The sequence below is a fragment of the Pantoea latae genome (assembly GCF_002077695.1).
GTDB lineage: Bacteria > Pseudomonadota > Gammaproteobacteria > Enterobacterales > Enterobacteriaceae > Pantoea > Pantoea latae.
Genome location: NZ_MWUE01000003.1, coordinates 219,724 through 236,528, shown reverse-complemented (window position 1 = coordinate 236,528; position 16,805 = coordinate 219,724). Strand labels below are relative to the sequence as shown.

16 protein-coding genes are annotated in these 16,805 nt (G+C 59.5%); 12 read left to right on the top strand and 4 right to left on the bottom strand.

The window, feature by feature from the left end:
• Positions 1-11: 11 nt before the first annotated feature.
• The 3 genes from B2J69_RS01260 to B2J69_RS01250 are packed head-to-tail and all read left to right on the top strand — an operon-like array spanning position 12 to position 3,562.
• Complete coding sequence (locus tag B2J69_RS01260) at positions 12-1,001, top strand: ABC transporter permease (RefSeq protein ID WP_081135165.1); 990 nt, start codon at positions 12-14, stop codon at positions 999-1,001.
• Positions 1,002-1,874 carry an ABC transporter permease gene (locus B2J69_RS01255; RefSeq protein ID WP_081135161.1) on the top strand — a complete coding sequence of 291 codons (873 nt, stop codon included), beginning with the start codon at positions 1,002-1,004 and terminating at the stop codon, positions 1,872-1,874.
• Positions 1,874-3,562 carry an ABC transporter ATP-binding protein gene (locus B2J69_RS01250; protein ID WP_081135157.1) on the top strand — a complete coding sequence of 563 codons (1,689 nt, stop codon included), beginning with the start codon at positions 1,874-1,876 and terminating at the stop codon, positions 3,560-3,562. Before B2J69_RS01255 ends, B2J69_RS01250 begins: the two co-directional genes overlap by 1 nt.
• A gap of 39 nt (positions 3,563-3,601) precedes the next feature.
• On the opposite strand, the gene B2J69_RS01245 is transcribed toward B2J69_RS01250, so the two are convergent.
• Positions 3,602-4,519, bottom strand: a complete 918-nt coding sequence (locus B2J69_RS01245) for a LysR family transcriptional regulator (RefSeq protein WP_081135153.1) — start codon at positions 4,517-4,519, stop codon at positions 3,602-3,604.
• 111 nt (positions 4,520-4,630) lie between these two features.
• Between B2J69_RS01245 and B2J69_RS01240 the strand changes: the two genes are divergently transcribed.
• The 9 genes from B2J69_RS01240 (at position 4,631) to B2J69_RS01200 (ending at position 12,529) form a co-directional block, all read left to right on the top strand.
• Positions 4,631-5,788, top strand: a complete 1,158-nt coding sequence (locus tag B2J69_RS01240; RefSeq protein WP_081135149.1) for a M20 family metallopeptidase — start codon at positions 4,631-4,633, stop codon at positions 5,786-5,788.
• The gene (locus B2J69_RS01235; RefSeq protein ID WP_081135145.1) at positions 5,775-7,175 is read left to right on the top strand and encodes a YfcC family protein; all 1,401 of its coding nucleotides are present in this window, start codon (positions 5,775-5,777) and stop codon (positions 7,173-7,175) included. Before B2J69_RS01240 ends, B2J69_RS01235 begins: the two co-directional genes overlap by 14 nt.
• Before the next feature lie 141 nt (positions 7,176-7,316).
• On the top strand, positions 7,317-8,168 hold the full coding sequence (locus B2J69_RS01230; RefSeq protein WP_081135142.1) for a MurR/RpiR family transcriptional regulator: 852 nt from the start codon (positions 7,317-7,319) through the stop codon (positions 8,166-8,168).
• A gap of 251 nt (positions 8,169-8,419) precedes the next feature.
• Positions 8,420-9,256: a transporter substrate-binding domain-containing protein gene (locus tag B2J69_RS01225; protein ID WP_081135138.1), complete on the top strand. Its 837-nt coding sequence runs from the start codon at positions 8,420-8,422 to the stop codon at positions 9,254-9,256.
• A 2-nt stretch (positions 9,257-9,258) separates the two neighbouring features.
• Positions 9,259-9,891 (top strand): DUF1989 domain-containing protein, encoded by a 633-nt coding sequence (locus B2J69_RS01220; RefSeq protein WP_081135135.1) that lies wholly within the window; start codon positions 9,259-9,261, stop codon positions 9,889-9,891.
• Positions 9,875-10,525, top strand: coding sequence for an urea carboxylase-associated family protein (locus tag B2J69_RS01215; RefSeq protein WP_081135132.1), 651 nt, complete (start codon positions 9,875-9,877; stop codon positions 10,523-10,525). Before B2J69_RS01220 ends, B2J69_RS01215 begins: the two co-directional genes overlap by 17 nt.
• Positions 10,526-10,528: 3 nt before the next feature.
• Positions 10,529-11,179, top strand: a complete 651-nt coding sequence (locus B2J69_RS01210) for an amino acid ABC transporter permease (RefSeq protein ID WP_081135129.1) — start codon at positions 10,529-10,531, stop codon at positions 11,177-11,179.
• Positions 11,179-11,844 (top strand): amino acid ABC transporter permease, encoded by a 666-nt coding sequence (locus tag B2J69_RS01205; RefSeq protein ID WP_081135126.1) that lies wholly within the window; start codon positions 11,179-11,181, stop codon positions 11,842-11,844. Before B2J69_RS01210 ends, B2J69_RS01205 begins: the two co-directional genes overlap by 1 nt.
• A 13-nt stretch (positions 11,845-11,857) precedes the next feature.
• Positions 11,858-12,529 (top strand): DUF1989 domain-containing protein, encoded by a 672-nt coding sequence (locus tag B2J69_RS01200; protein WP_081135124.1) that lies wholly within the window; start codon positions 11,858-11,860, stop codon positions 12,527-12,529.
• 72 nt (positions 12,530-12,601) lie between these two features.
• Here B2J69_RS01200 and B2J69_RS01195 read toward each other — a convergent pair whose 3' ends face one another.
• Genes B2J69_RS01195 through B2J69_RS01185 form a run of 3 tightly spaced genes read right to left on the bottom strand, consistent with a single transcriptional unit; the run spans position 12,602 to position 16,727 of the window.
• Positions 12,602-13,411, bottom strand: coding sequence for an inositol monophosphatase family protein (locus B2J69_RS01195; protein ID WP_081135121.1), 810 nt, complete (start codon positions 13,409-13,411; stop codon positions 12,602-12,604).
• A 23-nt stretch (positions 13,412-13,434) separates the two neighbouring features.
• On the bottom strand, positions 13,435-14,496 hold the full coding sequence (locus tag B2J69_RS01190; protein WP_081135118.1) for an ABC transporter ATP-binding protein: 1,062 nt from the start codon (positions 14,494-14,496) through the stop codon (positions 13,435-13,437).
• The gene (locus B2J69_RS01185) at positions 14,493-16,727 is read right to left on the bottom strand and encodes an ABC transporter permease (protein WP_081135114.1); all 2,235 of its coding nucleotides are present in this window, start codon (positions 16,725-16,727) and stop codon (positions 14,493-14,495) included. The genes B2J69_RS01190 and B2J69_RS01185 overlap by 4 nt, the downstream gene beginning before the upstream one ends.
• Positions 16,728-16,805: the final 78 nt, after the last annotated feature.

The window sequence follows — 16,805 nt, the reverse complement described above, 5'->3', positions numbered from 1 at the left end:
GGACGCTGGCTATGCAGCAGAGAAGCCACTGGCTGATCGCAGTGATTATCAGAACGGCGCTTCAGGTCGTGCCAACGTTTATCGGGATTTTAGCGATTATGTTTCTTATCCTGAAAGCGATTCCCGGCGACGCGGTAGACGTGCTGGCTGGCGAGTCAGGAGGCGCTAGCGCCAGCAGCATGGCGCTAATGCGCGAGCAATATGGTCTGAATTTGCCCGCCTGGCAGCAGTTTCTCAACTGGAGCGGCCAGCTTGTTCAGGGCAACCTGGGCTATTCGCTGCGTTTTAATACCCCTGTTACCACGCTGATATTATCCCGGCTTCCGGCGACGCTGCTATTAATGGTCGCCGCTCAGGGCGTGGCATTAATTATGGGCGTGCTGTTCGGCGTCATTATGGCGTTATTCGTTGGACGCTGGCCTGACCGCTTACTCTCATTTGTCAGCCTGCTGCTTTATTCTCTGCCTGGCTTCTGGATCGGCTTAATGTTGCTGGTGCTGTTTTCTGTGCAGCTGGGCTGGCTGCCCAGCAGCGGTAATATGACTATCGGCACCCATTTACAGGGCTGGGCCTGGTTACAGGATCTTATTGCTCATGCGCTGCTGCCGGTGTTTTCCCTGGCGAGCTTTTTTCTGGCTATTTATGCCCGTCTGACGCGTGCAGCAATGCTTGAAATCGCCCATCAGGATTTTGTGCGTACTGCCGTGGCCAAAGGGCTGTCGCCGCTGCGCGTGACGCTGGTGCATGTGCTGCGCTGCGCGCTGATCCCGCTGGTGACCGTCAGCGGCATGCATATCGCCACGCTGCTAAGCGGCGCTGCCGTCGTAGAAACCGTGTTCGCCTGGCCGGGTCTTGGCCGACTGGCGCTGGACGCGGTAATGGCGCGAGACGTCAATATTCTGCTGGGCATCCTGTTTTTTTCTTCTCTGATGGTGTTGATTGCCAACTTTCTCGTGGATGTGATCCACGCCTGGCTTGATCCCCGTATTGCGAGGTGCTAAATGTCGACCTTACCGACGCCAGTTACCCTGCCGTTTGTCTCTCATCGCGCCCTGCGCCAGCTGCTGCGCAACCCGGCAGGTGTGGCCGGCCTGATGATCCTGTTGCTGGTGGTGGTAATGGCGTTGACGGCGCCCTGGCTCTATCCAGGCGATCCGCTGGATATGGTGGCGTCGCCTTTGCTGCCGCCCGGCGCCGATCGCGCCTGGCCGCTGGGAACCGACGCGATGGGCCGCGATCTGTCGGCGGCAATTTTTCATGGGGCGCGCGTCTCGCTGCTGATTGGCGTCGGCGCCACGCTGACTGGCCTGATTGCCGGTATGCTGATTGGCGGCCTGAGCGGCTATTTTGGCGGCCTGACGGACAATATCCTGATGCGCATCACCACGCTGTTTCAGACCATGCCCGCGTTTCTGCTGGTGATCATCATTCTGGCTATTTCGACGCCATCGGCAGAGTTAATCACCCTGAGTATTGGCGTAACCACCTGGCCGACTATCGCGCGTCTGGTGCGAGCTGAGTTTCGCAGCCTGCGCGAATCCGATTTCGTCCTGGCGGCGCGCTGCCAGGGATTTTCAGCCTGGCACATTATGACGCGGGAAATGCTGCCTAACGCACTGCCTGCCATTCTTGTGACCGCTTCAGTCATGGTGGCGTCGGCCATCCTGATGGAAGCCGCGCTCTCTTTCCTGGGGTTAGGCGATCCCAACGTCGTGAGCTGGGGCTTTCTGATCGGCAGCGGTCGCGAGATGCTGCGTACCGCCTGGTATCTGACTGCCGAACCGGGGCTGGCGCTGGTTATTACGCTGTTGGGCCTGAATTTGCTGGGCGATGCGCTAAATGATGCCCTGAACCCAAGATTAAGGGAACGCTAATGCAACCGCTGCTTTCCGTAGAGAATTTACAGGTTGGTTTCGGCCATCATGCCGCAGTAAAAGGGGTGAGCTTTACGCTGGAAAAGGGTGAGATGGTCGCGCTGGTTGGCGAGTCAGGCAGCGGTAAATCTGTCACCGCGTTAGCGATGATGGGCCTGCTGCCGAAACAGGCAGAGGTCAGCGGTCGCGTGCAGTTTAACGGACGGGATCTGCTCAGGCTGTCGGCGCCTGCGCTGCGTGAGCTACGAGGCAATAGCCTGTCGATGATTTTTCAGGAGCCGATGACCTCACTCAATCCTGTCTATAGCGTAGGCGCGCAGATAGCAGAAACCCTGCGTATACATCAGCACCTGAGCCGTCAACAGGCGCGCGCGCGCGCGATTGAGCTAATGGCGCTGGTCAATATCCCCGAGCCCGTCCGTCGCGTGGATGATTTTCCCCATCAGCTGTCGGGCGGCCAGCGCCAGCGCGTGATGATAGCAATGGCGATAGCCTGTGAACCCCGGCTGTTAATTGCCGACGAGCCGACAACGGCATTAGACGTCACGGTACAGGCCAGCATCATGACGCTGCTGGATCGGCTGCGTAGAGAGCTTTCACTCAGCGTGCTGATGATTACGCACGATCTCGGGCTGGTCTCTCAGTGGGCGGACAGGGTGGCCGTCATGCATAACGGCACGATTGTGGAACAGGCCGCAACGGCACAGCTCTTCCGCCAGCCTCGCCACGACTATACGCGCGGGCTGATGGCTGCGGCGTGGCTGGACGAGCGCGATCTGCACTACCGCCAGCGCCTGTTAACGGAAATTCGCCACGAGGGTGCGGGAGAGTTTCGCCTTCATCGCCCCCCAATGCTGCCGTTTCCACCGCTGCGCAACAGGCAGGCTGACACGCCGCTGCTGTCGGTTAAGGCGCTGGAGGTCAGCTACCGTCAGGGCGGCACGCGTAAGCCTGCGCTGCAACGGGTAGGCTTTGATGTCTATGCTGGCGAGACGCTGGGTCTGGTAGGTGAATCCGGCTGCGGCAAATCAACGCTGTCGCGCACCATACTGCGCCTGCTGCGTCCTGATGGCGGAGAGGTGTTGCTGGATGGCGTCGATATTGCTCAGCAGCCTGAGCCCGCGCTGAAAAATCTGCGTAAAAGCGTACAGATGATTTTTCAGGATCCCTATGCTTCGCTCAATCCGCGCCAGACTATTTTCACCCTCCTCGATTCGGTGCTGCGGCTGCACGATCCTGCGCCTGCAGCGGAACGCCTGCGGCGCATTCATACCATGCTGGACCGCGTCGGCTTGCCGCGTCAGTCGCTCCACCGCTATGCCCATGAATTTTCTGGTGGTCAGCGCCAGCGTATCGGCATCGCGCGCGCGTTAATCGTGAAGCCGCGGCTGGTGATATGCGATGAAGCGGTATCCGCGCTGGATGTCTCGATACAGGCGCAAATCCTTAATTTGCTACTGGAGATGAAACAGGAGATGGGGCTGAGTTACCTGTTTATCTCCCACAATCTGGCGGTGGTGCGCTATATGTCAGACCGTATTATGGTGATGAACCAGGGCGAGATTGTTGAGACGGGCGAAGCGGGCGAAATATGGCGTCACCCGCAACACGCTTATACTCGACAACTGTTGTCAGCAGCAATCGGGACGGAGACAACGTTAATCACAGCTGAAGCTGTTTCCGCCTGATAACGCTTCCTGGCACCGTTTTGTGTGCAGGGATGCCGGCTACGCCGCCGTACTTTGCTCAAAAAATTGCATCAGCAGCTGCCAGAGATGCTGTGCGGCAGGCGTAAAGCGATGATCGGCGCTGCGTAACAGGTGACACTGGCTTTCGCGCGCGATGCGATGTCGAACCGGGACGGCCACCAGATCTCGTGAGGCTAATACCTCTTCCACCACTTTTGCGGTCATAAAGGCGATCCCCATTCCCGCCTGGCTCAACGCAATAGCGCTGCTGAACAGATTGCAGTTATACGCCGGGCTGAATACCAGACCCTCCTGGTTGAACATAACGTTCATATAACTCTGGATGCCAAAATCTTTATTCATGCTGATAAGGGAATAGCGGGCCAGTTCCGCCACGTCCACCTGTTCATTTTGCGCGATGGGATGATCGCTGCGGACAATGGCGCAGATGGGGCCACGGTTAAAACTGTGGCATTTCAGGCCGGGCGGACCCGCCGGACCGAAGCCCACGCCCATATCAACATCCCCTTTGGTAATCAGGGTCACTGTTGTTTGCATGTCACCCGACAGGATATCGATAAACACCTCGGGAAAGGTTTGTGAAAAGGGCTGTAACACATGCTTCACTACCTCGTCGACCATGCCCTGACCCACACGCAGGCTTATTGAGCCGCCGCGCTTATGGCGCAAATCCTTTAGCTGCCGCTCTAACTGACTTCTGCGCTGACGGGTCTGAGCGTAGTCCTCTGCCAGCAATTTACCCGCTTCTGTCAGCACCACATTGCGGCCGCGTCGCTCTAACAGCGGCAACTGCATATCGCGCGCCAGCTGGGAAAGCTGACGGCTGACCGCGGCCGGGTCAACATCCAGCGCCTCCGCCGCCCGCCGAATACCGCCATGTATGCCGACTTCATACAAATATCTTATCGATCTTTCAGGATAGAGCTGCATAGCCATAGGTTCTTTATATCTGTTGATATTAAGGCAACAATAATAGCGATTTACGCCCATTTTTTAAGCCCGACTTTATCCTCATACTCCAGAATTCACACTGTGAGGACCGGGTTAATGAAAAATATTATAAATTATTTACAGCAGCACGCAGATGAAATCCTCTTTGATATCAAAAGACTGGTAGAGGCAGAATCCCCCTCGATGAACAAGGCTGCGGTCGATCGCTGCGGTGACGTGCTGCGCGCGCTGTTTGCTGAACGTCTGGGTATTGATGCGGAAATTGATGAGCAGGAAACTTATGGCAACCATCTGAAATTTACCCTGGGTTCAGGCCCTGAGCAGACGGTGTTACTGGGACATTTTGACACCGTCTGGGACCAGGGCGAGCTGGCGCTGCGCGAAGAGGAAGGCAGGCTCTATGGCCCTGGCGTGCTGGATATGAAGGCGGGTCTGGTTCAGGCTATCTGGGCCGCTCGCGCGTTGAAAGAACAGGATTTACTCGGAGAGAAACGCATCGTCTTTCTCTGCGGTAGCGATGAGGAGGTCGGCAGCCCCAGTTCCAGAGACTGGCTATGTCAGCATGCAGCAGGATCGGCGCAGGTTCTGGTTGTCGAGCCCGCCGTGGCCGGATCGGGCGCCTTAAAAATCGCCAGAAAGGGCACCGGCCAGTACCAAATCGCCATCACCGGCCTCGCCGCCCATGCGGGCAATAATCCTGAAGAGGGGATCAGCGCGGTACAGGAGATGGCGCATCAGGTGCTGTTCCTGCACGCGCTGAATGCGCCGGAGCGCGGCACCACCGTCAATGTGGGCATCGCCCAGGGCGGCAGCCGTATCAATGTGGTGGCGGACAGAGCGGTGCTGGGCATTGATACACGCGTGACCAGCGAAGAAGAGGCCAGCCGCATCGACGCTGAAATTATGAGCATCAAGCCCTGTTTGCCGGGGATTACGCTCGAGATCAGCGGATCGCAGTCGCGTCCGCCGATGCGTCAGACGCCTGCGTCACGCGTGCTGATGGATCGCGCCCGTCTTATTGCCGGTCAGCTTGGATTTGCTGTTGAAGGGCAAGCCGTAGGCGGCGGCAGTGACGGCAATTTTACCGCTGCGGCAGGCATCCCTACGCTGGACGGACTCGGCGCCACGGGCGCAGGCATTCATGCGCGTCATGAGCACATCCTTGTGGCCGATATCGCGCCGCGCGCCGCGCTGGTTGCAGGTCTGATCCTGGCGGATGCGGGTAAAGAGGGCGACACGCATGTCTCAGGTTAATATTGAGCAAAAAGGCGCGGTCCAGCCCGGTGCGGCCAGGAGTGAGCAAAGCCCTTACCTGCTGCTGTTTATTATTCTGGTGCTGGCCGCTGTCGCCACCTGGATTATTCCGGCGGGCAAATTCGATCATGAAACCCGCAATGGCATCACCTTCGCGGTAAAGGGAAGCCTGCATGAGGTGGCCCGCTCCGGTGTTTATCCTGGCGAAATCTTTATGGCCATCGTGCAGGGCGTGATCAAAGCCGCGCCGATTATCTTCCTCATTCTTTTTACCGGAGGATTGCTGGCGGTGATTGAAGCCACGGGGGCGATTGCCACCGCGCTTAACTCACTGTCGCGCAGCACCAAAATTAGCGATACGCGCGTCATACTGATTTTTGGCGTGATTTTCGCCATCCTTGGCACCACCGGCGTGGTGCAGAACTCGGTGGTGGCCTTTGTGCCCATCGGCCTGCTCGTCGCCCGCTCGCTGGGTTTATCCCCGATGATTGGCACGGCTCTCGTCTACCTGACCTGTGCCGCCGGGTTCAATGTCTCTGTCTTAGGGCCGGCAACCACCGGACTGACGCAGCATCTGGCGCAGCTGCCCCTGTTTTCAGGCATGCTGCTGCGCGGCATCACCTGTTTGCTGTTTGTCATCACGGTGATGGTCTACCTCATCATTCAGGTGAAGCGACTGCGTGCGGATGGCCAGGTGCGCTCAGAACAGATGGTGCAAAGCGACACTAAGCTGGTGATTACCGGACGGCACAAGCTGATCCTGATAGCCTGCGCGGTCACGCTGCTGGCCTTTATGGCGGGGACGGTAACGCTGCACTGGGCGACCAATGAAATGTCGGCGATGTTCATTATCCTGTCGATCGTGGTCGGGATGATCGGACGCATGTCCGGTTCCGCCATTGCCAATACCTTCCTCGCGGGCTGTTCCCAGCTGGTGAAAGGGGGCTTTATCGTCGGGATGGCGGGCGCCATTTCGGTTGTGCTGCAGCAGGGAAATATCCTCGATCCGATCGTGGGCTTTTTATCCGATCTGCTGGCGCCGGTTCATCCCGCCATTGCCGCCGTCGGCATGTTTGTGAGCGCCGCCCTGATGCATTTCGGCATTTCATCAGGATCGGGCGAGTCGGCGCTGTTAATCCCCATTTTTTCACCGCTGGGCGACAATCTTGGGCTGACGCGGCAGGTCACGGTGCAAACGGTGCTGTTGGGCGAGGGGATCGTGAACTCCATCAGTCCCACTTCCGGCGTGTTGATGGCGGCGCTGGCCACCGCCAATATCTCCTTTGGCAAATGGATCAAATTTGTCGCGCCGGTGGTGGCGATCTGGTTTGTGATTTGCGTGGTGACGCTGTTAATCGGCGTGGCCATCAACTGGGGACCGTTCTGACGCCCTCTGGCCGTGGAGTCACCGCCTGTGATGGGAAAGAGCCACTTTACGTGGCTCTTTTGCTGTGGCGAATTGTAAAATTCCGGATGACAACCCGGCATGCTCTGTGCAGGATGTTTTTTTTCATTTCAGGGAACCACCATGAGTGCAAAAGCGGCAACGTTAGAGGGTCGGATTCGACAGCAATGGGATCGCCTCTCCAGCCATGAGCAGCGACTGGCTGACGTACTGCTGGCAGCGCCTGGGCAACTGGCGATGAACACCGCCACCGAACTGGCGCAGAGCGCGGGCGTCTCTAAAGCTACCACTACCCGCTTCTTTCGCCATCTCGGCTACGAAAGCTACGAAGCCGCGCGTCGCCAGGCGCGGGAGATGCAGAGCAGCGGATCGCCGCTCTATCTGCAAGCGGTGCCGACGGCGTCGCCCCTCGCCAGCATCATGCAGCAGCATCTGGAAAAAGAGATCGCCAATCTGGTCAACAGCTATCGCACGCTGGACAGCGACCAGCTCCAGCAGGCCGTCAGCGCCATTGCCCAGGCGCGACGCGTGGTGGTGATGGGCTGGCGCCATAGCCAGACCATCGCCCAGCTGATCTACCGCGACCTGGTGCATATCCATCCTGATGTGCGCCTGTTGCCGCGGCCCGGTGATTCACTGGCAGAGCATCTTGCTGCGCTTAACCAGCAGGACGTGGTGATTTGCGTTGGGCTGCGCCGCCGTATGCCGGCGCTGGAAGCGGCGATGAACGCGCTGGCGGAGCGAGAAGTGCCGATGCTCTATATCGCCGATGTGCTTTCCGGCAAACCGGCGCGGCATGCGCAGTGGGTGGTGCGCTGCCACACCGACAGCAGCCTACTGTTCGACAGCACCACCGCACTCTCCGGCGTGTGCAATCTGCTTTGCTCGCTGGTGGCCCGACAAATGGGCAAAACCGGCAACGATCACCTGGCGCAGGTTGAAGCCCTGCATCAGGCTCTCGACGAACTCGAATAACGCCCCTTTCTGGCGCATCCCGCGCCAGTCATCGCGCCGAAACGGTGCAACCCTCCCCAGGCGCAGGCGTCCCGTTTTCCCGCCTGTGAAATTTAAGAAATATAAATTTAAATAAAAGAAACATTTGTTTCTCACTGATTTTATTAACTAAAGCATCCTGTTCTCTCAATGCGTCATCGGGTGAGTGAAAAATCTGGCACAAAACATGCTCAGTAGAAAAAGAGATTTCACCACACCAGGGAAACACCACAATGAAAAAAAACGCACTGCTGATCGCCGTACTTCTCTCTGTTGGCACCATGGCGCAGGCGCAAGCCGACACCCTGGCCGACATCAAAAGCAGCGGCAAAATCACCGTTGGCATCGATCCAACCTTTCCTCCATACGAATACACCGACGACAAAGGGGAGATCACCGGCTACAGCGTGGCGATTATGCAATCTTTCGCGAAAGATCTCGGGGTGAAAGTGGAATTCCAGAAAACCGCTTTCAGCGGCATTTTGCCTGGCCTGATCTCCGGCTCGTTCAATGCCGAAGGATCCTCGCTCAACCTCACCGCTGAGCGCGCCAAAAAAGTGCTGTTCACCGTGCCCTACAGCAAAACCGTTAACGGCGTGCTGATGCGTGAAGAGGCGGCGAAAGCGTTCAGCGGTAAAACCCTCAGTCCGGAAAGCCTCTCTGGTTTGCGTGGCGCCGTGAAAACCTCCAGCGTGCCGGAGCAGCTGCTGAAAACCTTTAACCAGCAGCTGAAAAAAGAGGGCAAAAAACCGATCGCTATCATCAACGTGGACTCGCTGGATCAGACGGTCAGCACCCTGATGACCAAGCGCGCTGATTTCGTCTATGACGACATCTCGGTACTGGCGCCCGTGGCGAAAAAATATGCCGGCAAAGTGGCGCAGGCAGGCGAAGTGGGGCCGTCGCAGTGGATGGGCTGGGCAACGCGCAAAGAGGACGGCAGCCTGAACAAAGCCATCAGCGACCATATTCTGGCCATGCAGAAAAATGGCGAGCTGACAACGCTGCAGCAGCACTATCTCGGCACCACCTTTACCGTGCCCGCCAGCGATTTCATTCCTCAGGAGTAACTATGTGCCAGTGCAACCTGACCGTGCCTGCGGGCCACGGAAAGACCTTTCGCGTGCGTAAAGGGCAGTTTATTACCGTCATTGACAGTGAAGGGCAGCAGGCGGCCGATTTTGTCGCGGTTAACGCTGACGACCTCAACGAAAAGTTGTCGCCGGTGCATACCCGTCAGCAGCTGCGCTCGCTGTTCTTTCAGCCGGGCGACGCGCTCTGGTCGAGTGAAAACCGTCCGATGCTGCGCATTCTGGCCGACAGCATCGGCATTCACGACGCCAACGTGCCCGCTTGCGATCGCACCCGTTTCAGCGTGGATTTCGGCGTTGAAGGGCATCGCAACTGCGTGGATAACCTGCTTGAAGGGCTGAAGGCCTTTGGCGTGACCTACTTCTCGCTGCCGGAGCCGTTCAACCTGTTCCAGAACGGCCCGGTAACGGCCGATGGCCGTATGGAGGTGACCGACCCCAACAGCCAGGCGGGTGACAGTATCACGTTTGAAGCGCTGTGCGACCTGATCTGCGCGGTGTCGTCCTGCCCGCAGGACATTATTCCCGGCAACGGGCTACAGGTTACGCCCATCGAGATCGTGGTGAGCGACCGTTTCCACGCAGAGGAGATGCATCATGCTGTTAATGCGTGAAAATTATAGCGAGACCGCGCTGCGCACCCAGGCGCCATCCGTCACGGTCGAGCCGGGCAGCGCCGGAGCCATCAGGGTGCTGCGCGGCCAGCTGCTGCGTATTACCGCGCAGGGCGACGGCGCGGTGGCCTCGCTGTTCGGCTTTAGCCTGGCCGATCCGGCGGTGTGGCTCTCTGTGCATCACACTCGCGTCTTCAGCAACAGCTATCTGCTCGGCTCCGGGATGCGCCTGGTGAATAACCGTCGTCGCCCAATGATGGTGCTGGGCAAAGACAGCGTGAAGCGTCACGACCTGCTGCTGCCCGCCTCGACGCGCGCGTTTCTTGCCGGGCGCGGCTATCAGGGCGAAGAGGGCTGTCTGGAAGCGGTGAAGAGCGAGCTGGCGCGGCTGGATATGACGGTGCCGAAGCTGCCGGACCCGATCAACCTGTTTATGCACGTCAGGCTGACACGCGCCGGCGAGATTCTGCCTGAGCCAAACCTGACCAGAGCGGGCGACAGCATCACCTGTCGCGTCGTGATGGACACGCAGTTTATCGTCTCTGCATGCAACACCGGGATTGAGGGCAACGATCGTCCGGCGCCGCTGCTGTTATCGGTGGCGGAAAACCTGCACGACTTTAACGCGGAGTAGCGCATGGGGCTGGATCCACAGGTAGTGGCCGCGCTGCCGGAACTCGGACACGGCCTGCTGATGACGCTGGTGCTGACCCTGCTCGCGTCGCTGGTCAGCGTGGTGATGGGGCAGCTTGGCTGCTTCCTGCAGCTGCGTCGTGGTGGGATCTGGCGCGCGATTGGCCGGCTGTATGTCAGCCTGATGCGAGGCACGCCCGCCATCGTGCAGCTGTTTGTGGTGTTTTTTACCCTGCCGCGCCTTGGGCTGGGCGGCCAGCCGATGCTGGCTGCGGTGATCGCCATCGGCCTCAACAGCGGGGCCTATGTCGCGGAGATATTGCGCGTTAACCGCTCGCTGGTGACGCGCGGCCAGCTGGAAGCGGCGCGTACGCTGGGTTTAAGCCGGCTGTTAACCTGGTGGTATGTGGTTAACCCACAGGTGATGCGGGCGAGCCTGCCGATGCTGGTCAACGAGTTCACGATTCTGCTGAAAACCACGCCGCTGGCGTCGGTGGTGGCCCTGACGGAACTCACCTACGCCGGGCAAATTGTTATTGCGCGCACCTATGAAGCGACCCAGGTGCTGCTGCTGGTGGCGGCGGGTTATCTGTTGATCGCCATGCCGCTGATTGCCGCGGCAAGACGTCTTGAAACTAAAAAGAGGAGAGCGTAATGGACTGGCAGGCGATTCTCTCTTCCTTGCCCTCGCTGGGTGACGGCATGCTCGCCACGCTGCAACTCTGTCTTGTCGCGGCGCTCTGCTCGCTGAGCTGGGGCGCGCTGATGGCGCTGCTGCTGATGCGCGCCTCGCCGTTCTGGCTGCGGTTGCTCCATCTTTACAGCGGGTTAACCCTGGCGCTGCCGCTGCTGGTGGTGATCTATCTGCTCTACTTTGTGCTGCCCGAGTATGACATCACCCTGTCGTCCCCGGTGGTGGGCGTGCTGGCGTTGACGCTCTACTACGCGCCTTACATCGCCCAGGTGATCCGGGCGGCCATCGATGCGCTTCCCAAAGGGCAGTGGGAAGCGGGTCGGGTATTAGGCCTGAGCCGCCGCGAGCAGCTGCGCGACGTGGTGCTGCCGCAAACGCTGCCGCAGATGCTGTCGCCGCTGGTCGGGCTAATGATCGGTTTAATTAAGGATTCTGCGCTGCTGTCGATCGTCTCGGTGCAGGAGTTTATGTACGCCGCTAAACAGGCGATTTCGGATACCTACGCGCCGCTGGAGATCTATCTGACGGTGGCGCTCTGTTACTGGCTGCTCAACAGCCTTATCGACTGGCTGGCCCGCAGCCTTGAATCTCGCATGACGCGCTATCGTCGCGCTGTGCAGCATTAACCAGGAGAACAACATGTCAGCTGAATTTCAGCATCGCGAAGCGCTAACCCTTCCCGCGCGCTACGGCAAAGCGGTGCGCCTGAAGAAAGGAGAAGCGGTGCAGGTGATCAACCTGCACGGCACCCAGGTGGTGGACTGCTGGGCCTATAACGCGCATGACGTCAGCGAATATATGAGCATGGAAGCCACGCGGGTGTGGAATCAGCGCCTTAACCCGCAGGTTGGGGATAGCTTTATCACCAGCCAGCGTCATCCGATTCTGACGCTGGTGGCGGATACCTCGCCGGGCGTGCACGACACCTTTATGGCGGCGTGCGATGCGCGCCGTTATGAACTTCTGGGCTGCACCGAACCCCATCGCAACTGTCACGACAACCTGTTTGAAGCCATGCGCGAGCTGGACGTCGCGCTGCCGCACGGCAATCTGGCGTCGTTTAATATCTTCATGAACATTCAGGTGCAGCCGGACGGCATCACGCTGAAAACCCTGCCGGTGGTGACTAAGCCGGGCGACTACATTGTCCTGCGCGCGGAGATGGAGTGCTTTGTCGCCTTCTCAGCCTGCCCGCAGGATATTGTCAGCATTCAGGGGCAGGGCGACAACACCCCGCGCGATGCCGAACTGCGTATTCTGACTGCGGGTTTTCCGCAGGTGCAGCTGCAGGGGCCGTGGATCCCGGCGTGACGGGGCGCTTTCTCCCGGTTTCAAAACAACCGAACCCGTGAAAACCGGCGGGTTCGGTTAACCAGGGAAGAGCTATTCACACTCAACGCCGGCTATTCTCTTCAGCTCATCGCGGGCGCCGGGCGCAACAGCCAGCACTTTCGCGCCTTTGGTTAAGCGATCCCCTTCAGTGTTAAAGGGCAGATACCAGCCGCCCGCTTCACGCACCAGGCAATAACCCGCCAGACAATCCCAGGCGTGCATATAGGGCTCAACGTAGCCCACCACGCGCCCGGCCGCGACCCAGGCCAGCATCAACGCGCCCGATCCGATGCGAATAAAATTCCCGCCCGCCGCCAGCAGTGCGGTCAGCAGTTCGCCTACGGCCTGCGGAGTGACATAGCTGTTCGCGCCAAAACCCACCACATGGTTTTGCAGGGTTCTGGCAGGATCGACCTGCAGGACGCGACCATTCAGCGTCGCGCCTTGTCCAGTGGCGGCGACATAACATTCGTCAAAGCATGGCGCGAAGATCACGCCAATCACCGGTTCGCCCTGATACAACACCGCAATGGAAACGCACCAGTTGGGCATGCCGTTGAGAAACGGGCTGGTGCCGTCGATGGGATCCACCACCCAGGTATAGCCCGACGAGCCAGGCTGCAGGCCGAACTCTTCGCCTAAGAATCCATCTGCCGCGAAGCGCTCCCGAATACGCGCGTCAATCATTTGCTCGACATCGCGATCGGCCCTGGAAACGACATCCTGTAAGTCTTTTTTGGTTTCAACCACTAAACTGTCGCGCTGGTGGAACCAGCTAAGCGCAAGATTACCGGCGTCGCGCGCCGTTTCTTCTGCCAGCGCCAGACGCGACATCAATGCGTTGCGATCAATCTCACTCATATTATTTCCTTCATTGCCGGATTTCAGGGGGCGATCAGCGCCAGTCCCTGCGGTTTAAAATCGACGTTGACGTTCGCCGCGAGCGGCAGCCTGCTTTCCATCTGGTTATCCACAATAAACAACGATCCCAGAGGCGTTTTCACCTCATATTCAATATGATCGCCGAGCCAGGTGGCATGGAGGATTTCGCCCGGCAGCGCACCTTCGCCGGAGGTATGCAGCGTAATAAACTGCGGCCGCACGGAAAGCTGCGCTTTTCCGGGCACCGCGCCGCTGCCGGGCACGCGGTAAAGCTGTCTGCCGAGGCGTACCAGCGCCTCGTCACCCTCCAGCGACTCCACTTCACAGGCGAGAATGTTGGCCTCGCCCATAAAATCGGCAATGAAAACGGAATTGGGCGAACGGTAAAGCGTTTCGGGCGCGCCCTGCTGAGCGATTTTTCCCTCCTGCATCACGATGATTTTGTCGGAAACGGCCAGCGCTTCCTCCTGATCGTGCGTGACGTACACCGCGGTAAAGCCCAGACGCTGCTGCAAATCGCGAATATCGGTACGCACGCGGCGGCGCAGCCGCTCATCCAGATTGGATAGCGGCTCGTCCAGCAGCAGCACCTGCGGCTCCAGCACCAGCGCACGCGCCACCGCAATTCGCTGTTGCTGGCCGCCGGAAAGCTCCGATGGCAGCTGGTCGCCCTGGTTTTCCAGGCCCACCAGTTTTAGCCCCTCCCGCGCGCGATCCCGCGCTTCACGCTGGCTTATGCCGCCGGACAGCAGGCCATATTTCACATTTTCCAGCGCCGACATATGCGGAAACAGCGCATAGGACTGAAACACCATCGCAACGTCACGCTCGTTGGCGGGCAGGTGCGTCACATCTTTGCCGCCGATAAAAATGCGCCCGGCGGAGGGATGCTCCAGACCGGCCAGCAAACGCAGCGTGGTGGTTTTGCCGCAGCCGGACGGACCGAGCAGCGTCACCAGCGTGCCGGCTTCAACCGTCAGCGAGAGATCCGGCACGGCCGTAAACCCGGCGAAGCGTTTAGCCACATGTTCAAAGACCACAGTTCCTGCTGTTGCAGTGCTCATACGGCATTCTCCTGAGTTAACGAGGTGGGGGCGGCCGGCGCCGCGGCGATGGCGCGGCTGTTAACGGTTCGACGCAGGCGCCGCTCGCCGACCAGCAGCTGGAAGAGCGCAATGATGGCGAGCATCACGACGATCAGCACAGAGGAATAGGCTATCGCCACGCCATACTCGCCATTTTCCACCAGCCCGACGATGTAGGATGTCGCCATGTTGTACTGCGCGCTGACCAGAAAAATCACGGCGCTGATGGAGGTGATAGCGCGCACAAAGGCGTAGACCAGCGCGGCGCTAATGGCCGGTTTCAGCAGCGGCAGCACCACTTTGCGCAGCGTGCGGAAGCTGGTCGCGCCCAGCGTCAGAGAGGCTTCATCCAGGCTTTTATCGAGCTGGCTCATGGCCGCTATGCCGCCGCGCACGCCGACGGGCATATTGCGGAAAACAAAACAGACGATAAGAATCAACGCGGTGCCAGTGATCTCCAGCGGCGGGAGGTTAAAGGCCATGACGTAGCTGACGCCAATGACCGTGCCGGGAATGGCAAAGCTCAGCATCAGGGCAAATTCAAACGCCTGGCGTCCGGCGAACTTCTGCCGCACGATCAGCCAGGCGGTCAGTAACCCGACGATAGCGGTAAGCGGCGCGGCGATCAGGGCGATCTCTATGGTGGTCCAGAAGGAGTTCCACGCGACGCCGCTCCAGACCAGATGACCCTCCTGCAGCGTGACGCGGAAGGCGTGAATGTAGTGCTGCAGCGTCAGGCTGTTATCCAGCCCCCATGACTGAACAAACCCGCCGACCATGATCATGCCGTAGACCACCAGCGTGAACGCTCCCCACGGGATCACCACGCCGTAAACGCCGATACGCATCGGCTTCGGCAACGCGCTATGGCTGCCGCCATCGCCTTTGCCGGTCACGGTGGCAAAGTTTTTGCCGGACAGCCACAGGCGCTGAATGATAAAGGCGCACAGGGTAAAACAGAGCAGGATCATCGCCAGCACCGCTGCCCGGCTGGGATCGTTCTGCGCGCCGACCACGGAAAAAAAGATCTCGGTCGACAGGACGCCGTGGCTGCCGCCCAGCACCATCGGATTGCCGAAATCGGCCATGCTTTCGATAAAGCCAATGAGGAAAGCATTTGCCAGCCCCGGCGCCATCAACGGCAGCGACACGCGCGTAAAGGTGCGCCAGCGGTTGGCGCGCAGAGTCTGCGAAGCCTCTTCCAGCGACGGGCTGATCCCCTCAACGACGCCAATCAACACCAGAAACGCCACGGGCGTAAACGAGAGCACCTGCGCGATCCAGATACCGGTCATGCCGTATAGCCAGCGGCCAGGCTCAATGCCGAACAGCGTCGCCAGCGCGCTGGTCACCACGCCGGCGCGGCCAAACAGCAGGATCAGCGCCAGCCCAATGACAAACGGCGGCGTAATGATGGGAAGAATCGTCAGCAGACGCAGCGCTTTTTTGCACGGCAGCGCGGTGCGCGTCGCCGCCAGCGCAAAGGCCAGGCCAAGTAGCGTGGAGCCGGTTGCGGTCATCAGCGCCAGTATCAGCGTGCGCCAGGCGGTGCCGCAGGTGCCGCCGACTACGCAGGAGAGGCTCCATATCGCCGGATCCTTCATATTCGCCAGCAGGCCATCCGGCCTGAAGCTGCCGTCCACGTCCTGTACCGACACCACAAACAGACTCAGCACCGGATAGAGCACGAAGGTGGTGACCAGCGCCACCAGCAGCACGATAGCGGCGACGACAAAGGCGTCACCTCTCAGTACCCCGCGTTCCGCCAGGGCAAACGCGAACAGCAGCAGAAAGCTGGTCAGCATCAGCAGCGCGCCGGCGCCCATCGCGGGCTGGCCTTGCGCCAGCGGCCCCAGCAGATTATCCAGCCACGCCCAGCTCCAGCCGCTGTAACCGATGGCATGGCCCTCTGCGATGATAAACAGCACGCCGGCGGCGCTGGCGCTCAACAGCAATGCGCTTCGCCATCTGCGGTTTTTGACGACTCCACCCAGCAATGCCAGACAAAACAGCCCGACGATGACAGCAAGCCACGGCCGCTGCCAGTCTACTATTTGCCACAGCGCGGGGGCCGTGGCCTGGTCACGCCAGAGCGCGGCGAGCCATGAGAAATCGAAAAAGCCCGTCTCCAGGCTGTACCACGGCAGCAGCGTTAACGACGCGGCTCCCAGACCCAGCGCGCCGGTTAAGCGCCGGTTATTTGCATTCATGAATCACCTCGACCTGAGCGTTCAGGCTGAAGCGGACATCAGGCTTACGCCACCGCCGTCTGGTTAAATAGCCGGGCG

Excerpts from the sequence above, each read along its gene's own strand:
- B2J69_RS01195 (WP_081135121.1), bottom strand. The coding sequence starts at position 13,411 with ATGAGTGAGATTGATCGCAACGCATTGATGTCGCGTCTGGCGCTGGCA.
- B2J69_RS01240 (WP_081135149.1), top strand. The coding sequence starts at position 4,631 with ATGAAAAATATTATAAATTATTTACAGCAGCACGCAGATGAAATCCTC.
- B2J69_RS01250 (WP_081135157.1), top strand. The coding sequence starts at position 1,874 with ATGCAACCGCTGCTTTCCGTAGAGAATTTACAGGTTGGTTTCGGCCAT.
- B2J69_RS01245 (WP_081135153.1), bottom strand. The coding sequence starts at position 4,519 with ATGGCTATGCAGCTCTATCCTGAAAGATCGATAAGATATTTGTATGAA.
- B2J69_RS01235 (WP_081135145.1), top strand. The coding sequence starts at position 5,775 with ATGTCTCAGGTTAATATTGAGCAAAAAGGCGCGGTCCAGCCCGGTGCG.
- B2J69_RS01260 (WP_081135165.1), top strand. The coding sequence starts at position 12 with ATGCAGCAGAGAAGCCACTGGCTGATCGCAGTGATTATCAGAACGGCG.
- B2J69_RS01255 (WP_081135161.1), top strand. The coding sequence starts at position 1,002 with ATGTCGACCTTACCGACGCCAGTTACCCTGCCGTTTGTCTCTCATCGC.
- B2J69_RS01210 (WP_081135129.1), top strand. The coding sequence starts at position 10,529 with ATGGGGCTGGATCCACAGGTAGTGGCCGCGCTGCCGGAACTCGGACAC.
- B2J69_RS01205 (WP_081135126.1), top strand. The coding sequence starts at position 11,179 with ATGGACTGGCAGGCGATTCTCTCTTCCTTGCCCTCGCTGGGTGACGGC.
- B2J69_RS01225 (WP_081135138.1), top strand. The coding sequence starts at position 8,420 with ATGAAAAAAAACGCACTGCTGATCGCCGTACTTCTCTCTGTTGGCACC.
- B2J69_RS01200 (WP_081135124.1), top strand. The coding sequence starts at position 11,858 with ATGTCAGCTGAATTTCAGCATCGCGAAGCGCTAACCCTTCCCGCGCGC.
- B2J69_RS01230 (WP_081135142.1), top strand. The coding sequence starts at position 7,317 with ATGAGTGCAAAAGCGGCAACGTTAGAGGGTCGGATTCGACAGCAATGG.
- B2J69_RS01190 (WP_081135118.1), bottom strand. The coding sequence starts at position 14,496 with ATGAGCACTGCAACAGCAGGAACTGTGGTCTTTGAACATGTGGCTAAA.
- B2J69_RS01220 (WP_081135135.1), top strand. The coding sequence starts at position 9,259 with ATGTGCCAGTGCAACCTGACCGTGCCTGCGGGCCACGGAAAGACCTTT.
- B2J69_RS01185 (WP_081135114.1), bottom strand. The coding sequence starts at position 16,727 with ATGAATGCAAATAACCGGCGCTTAACCGGCGCGCTGGGTCTGGGAGCC.
- B2J69_RS01215 (WP_081135132.1), top strand. The coding sequence starts at position 9,875 with ATGCTGTTAATGCGTGAAAATTATAGCGAGACCGCGCTGCGCACCCAG.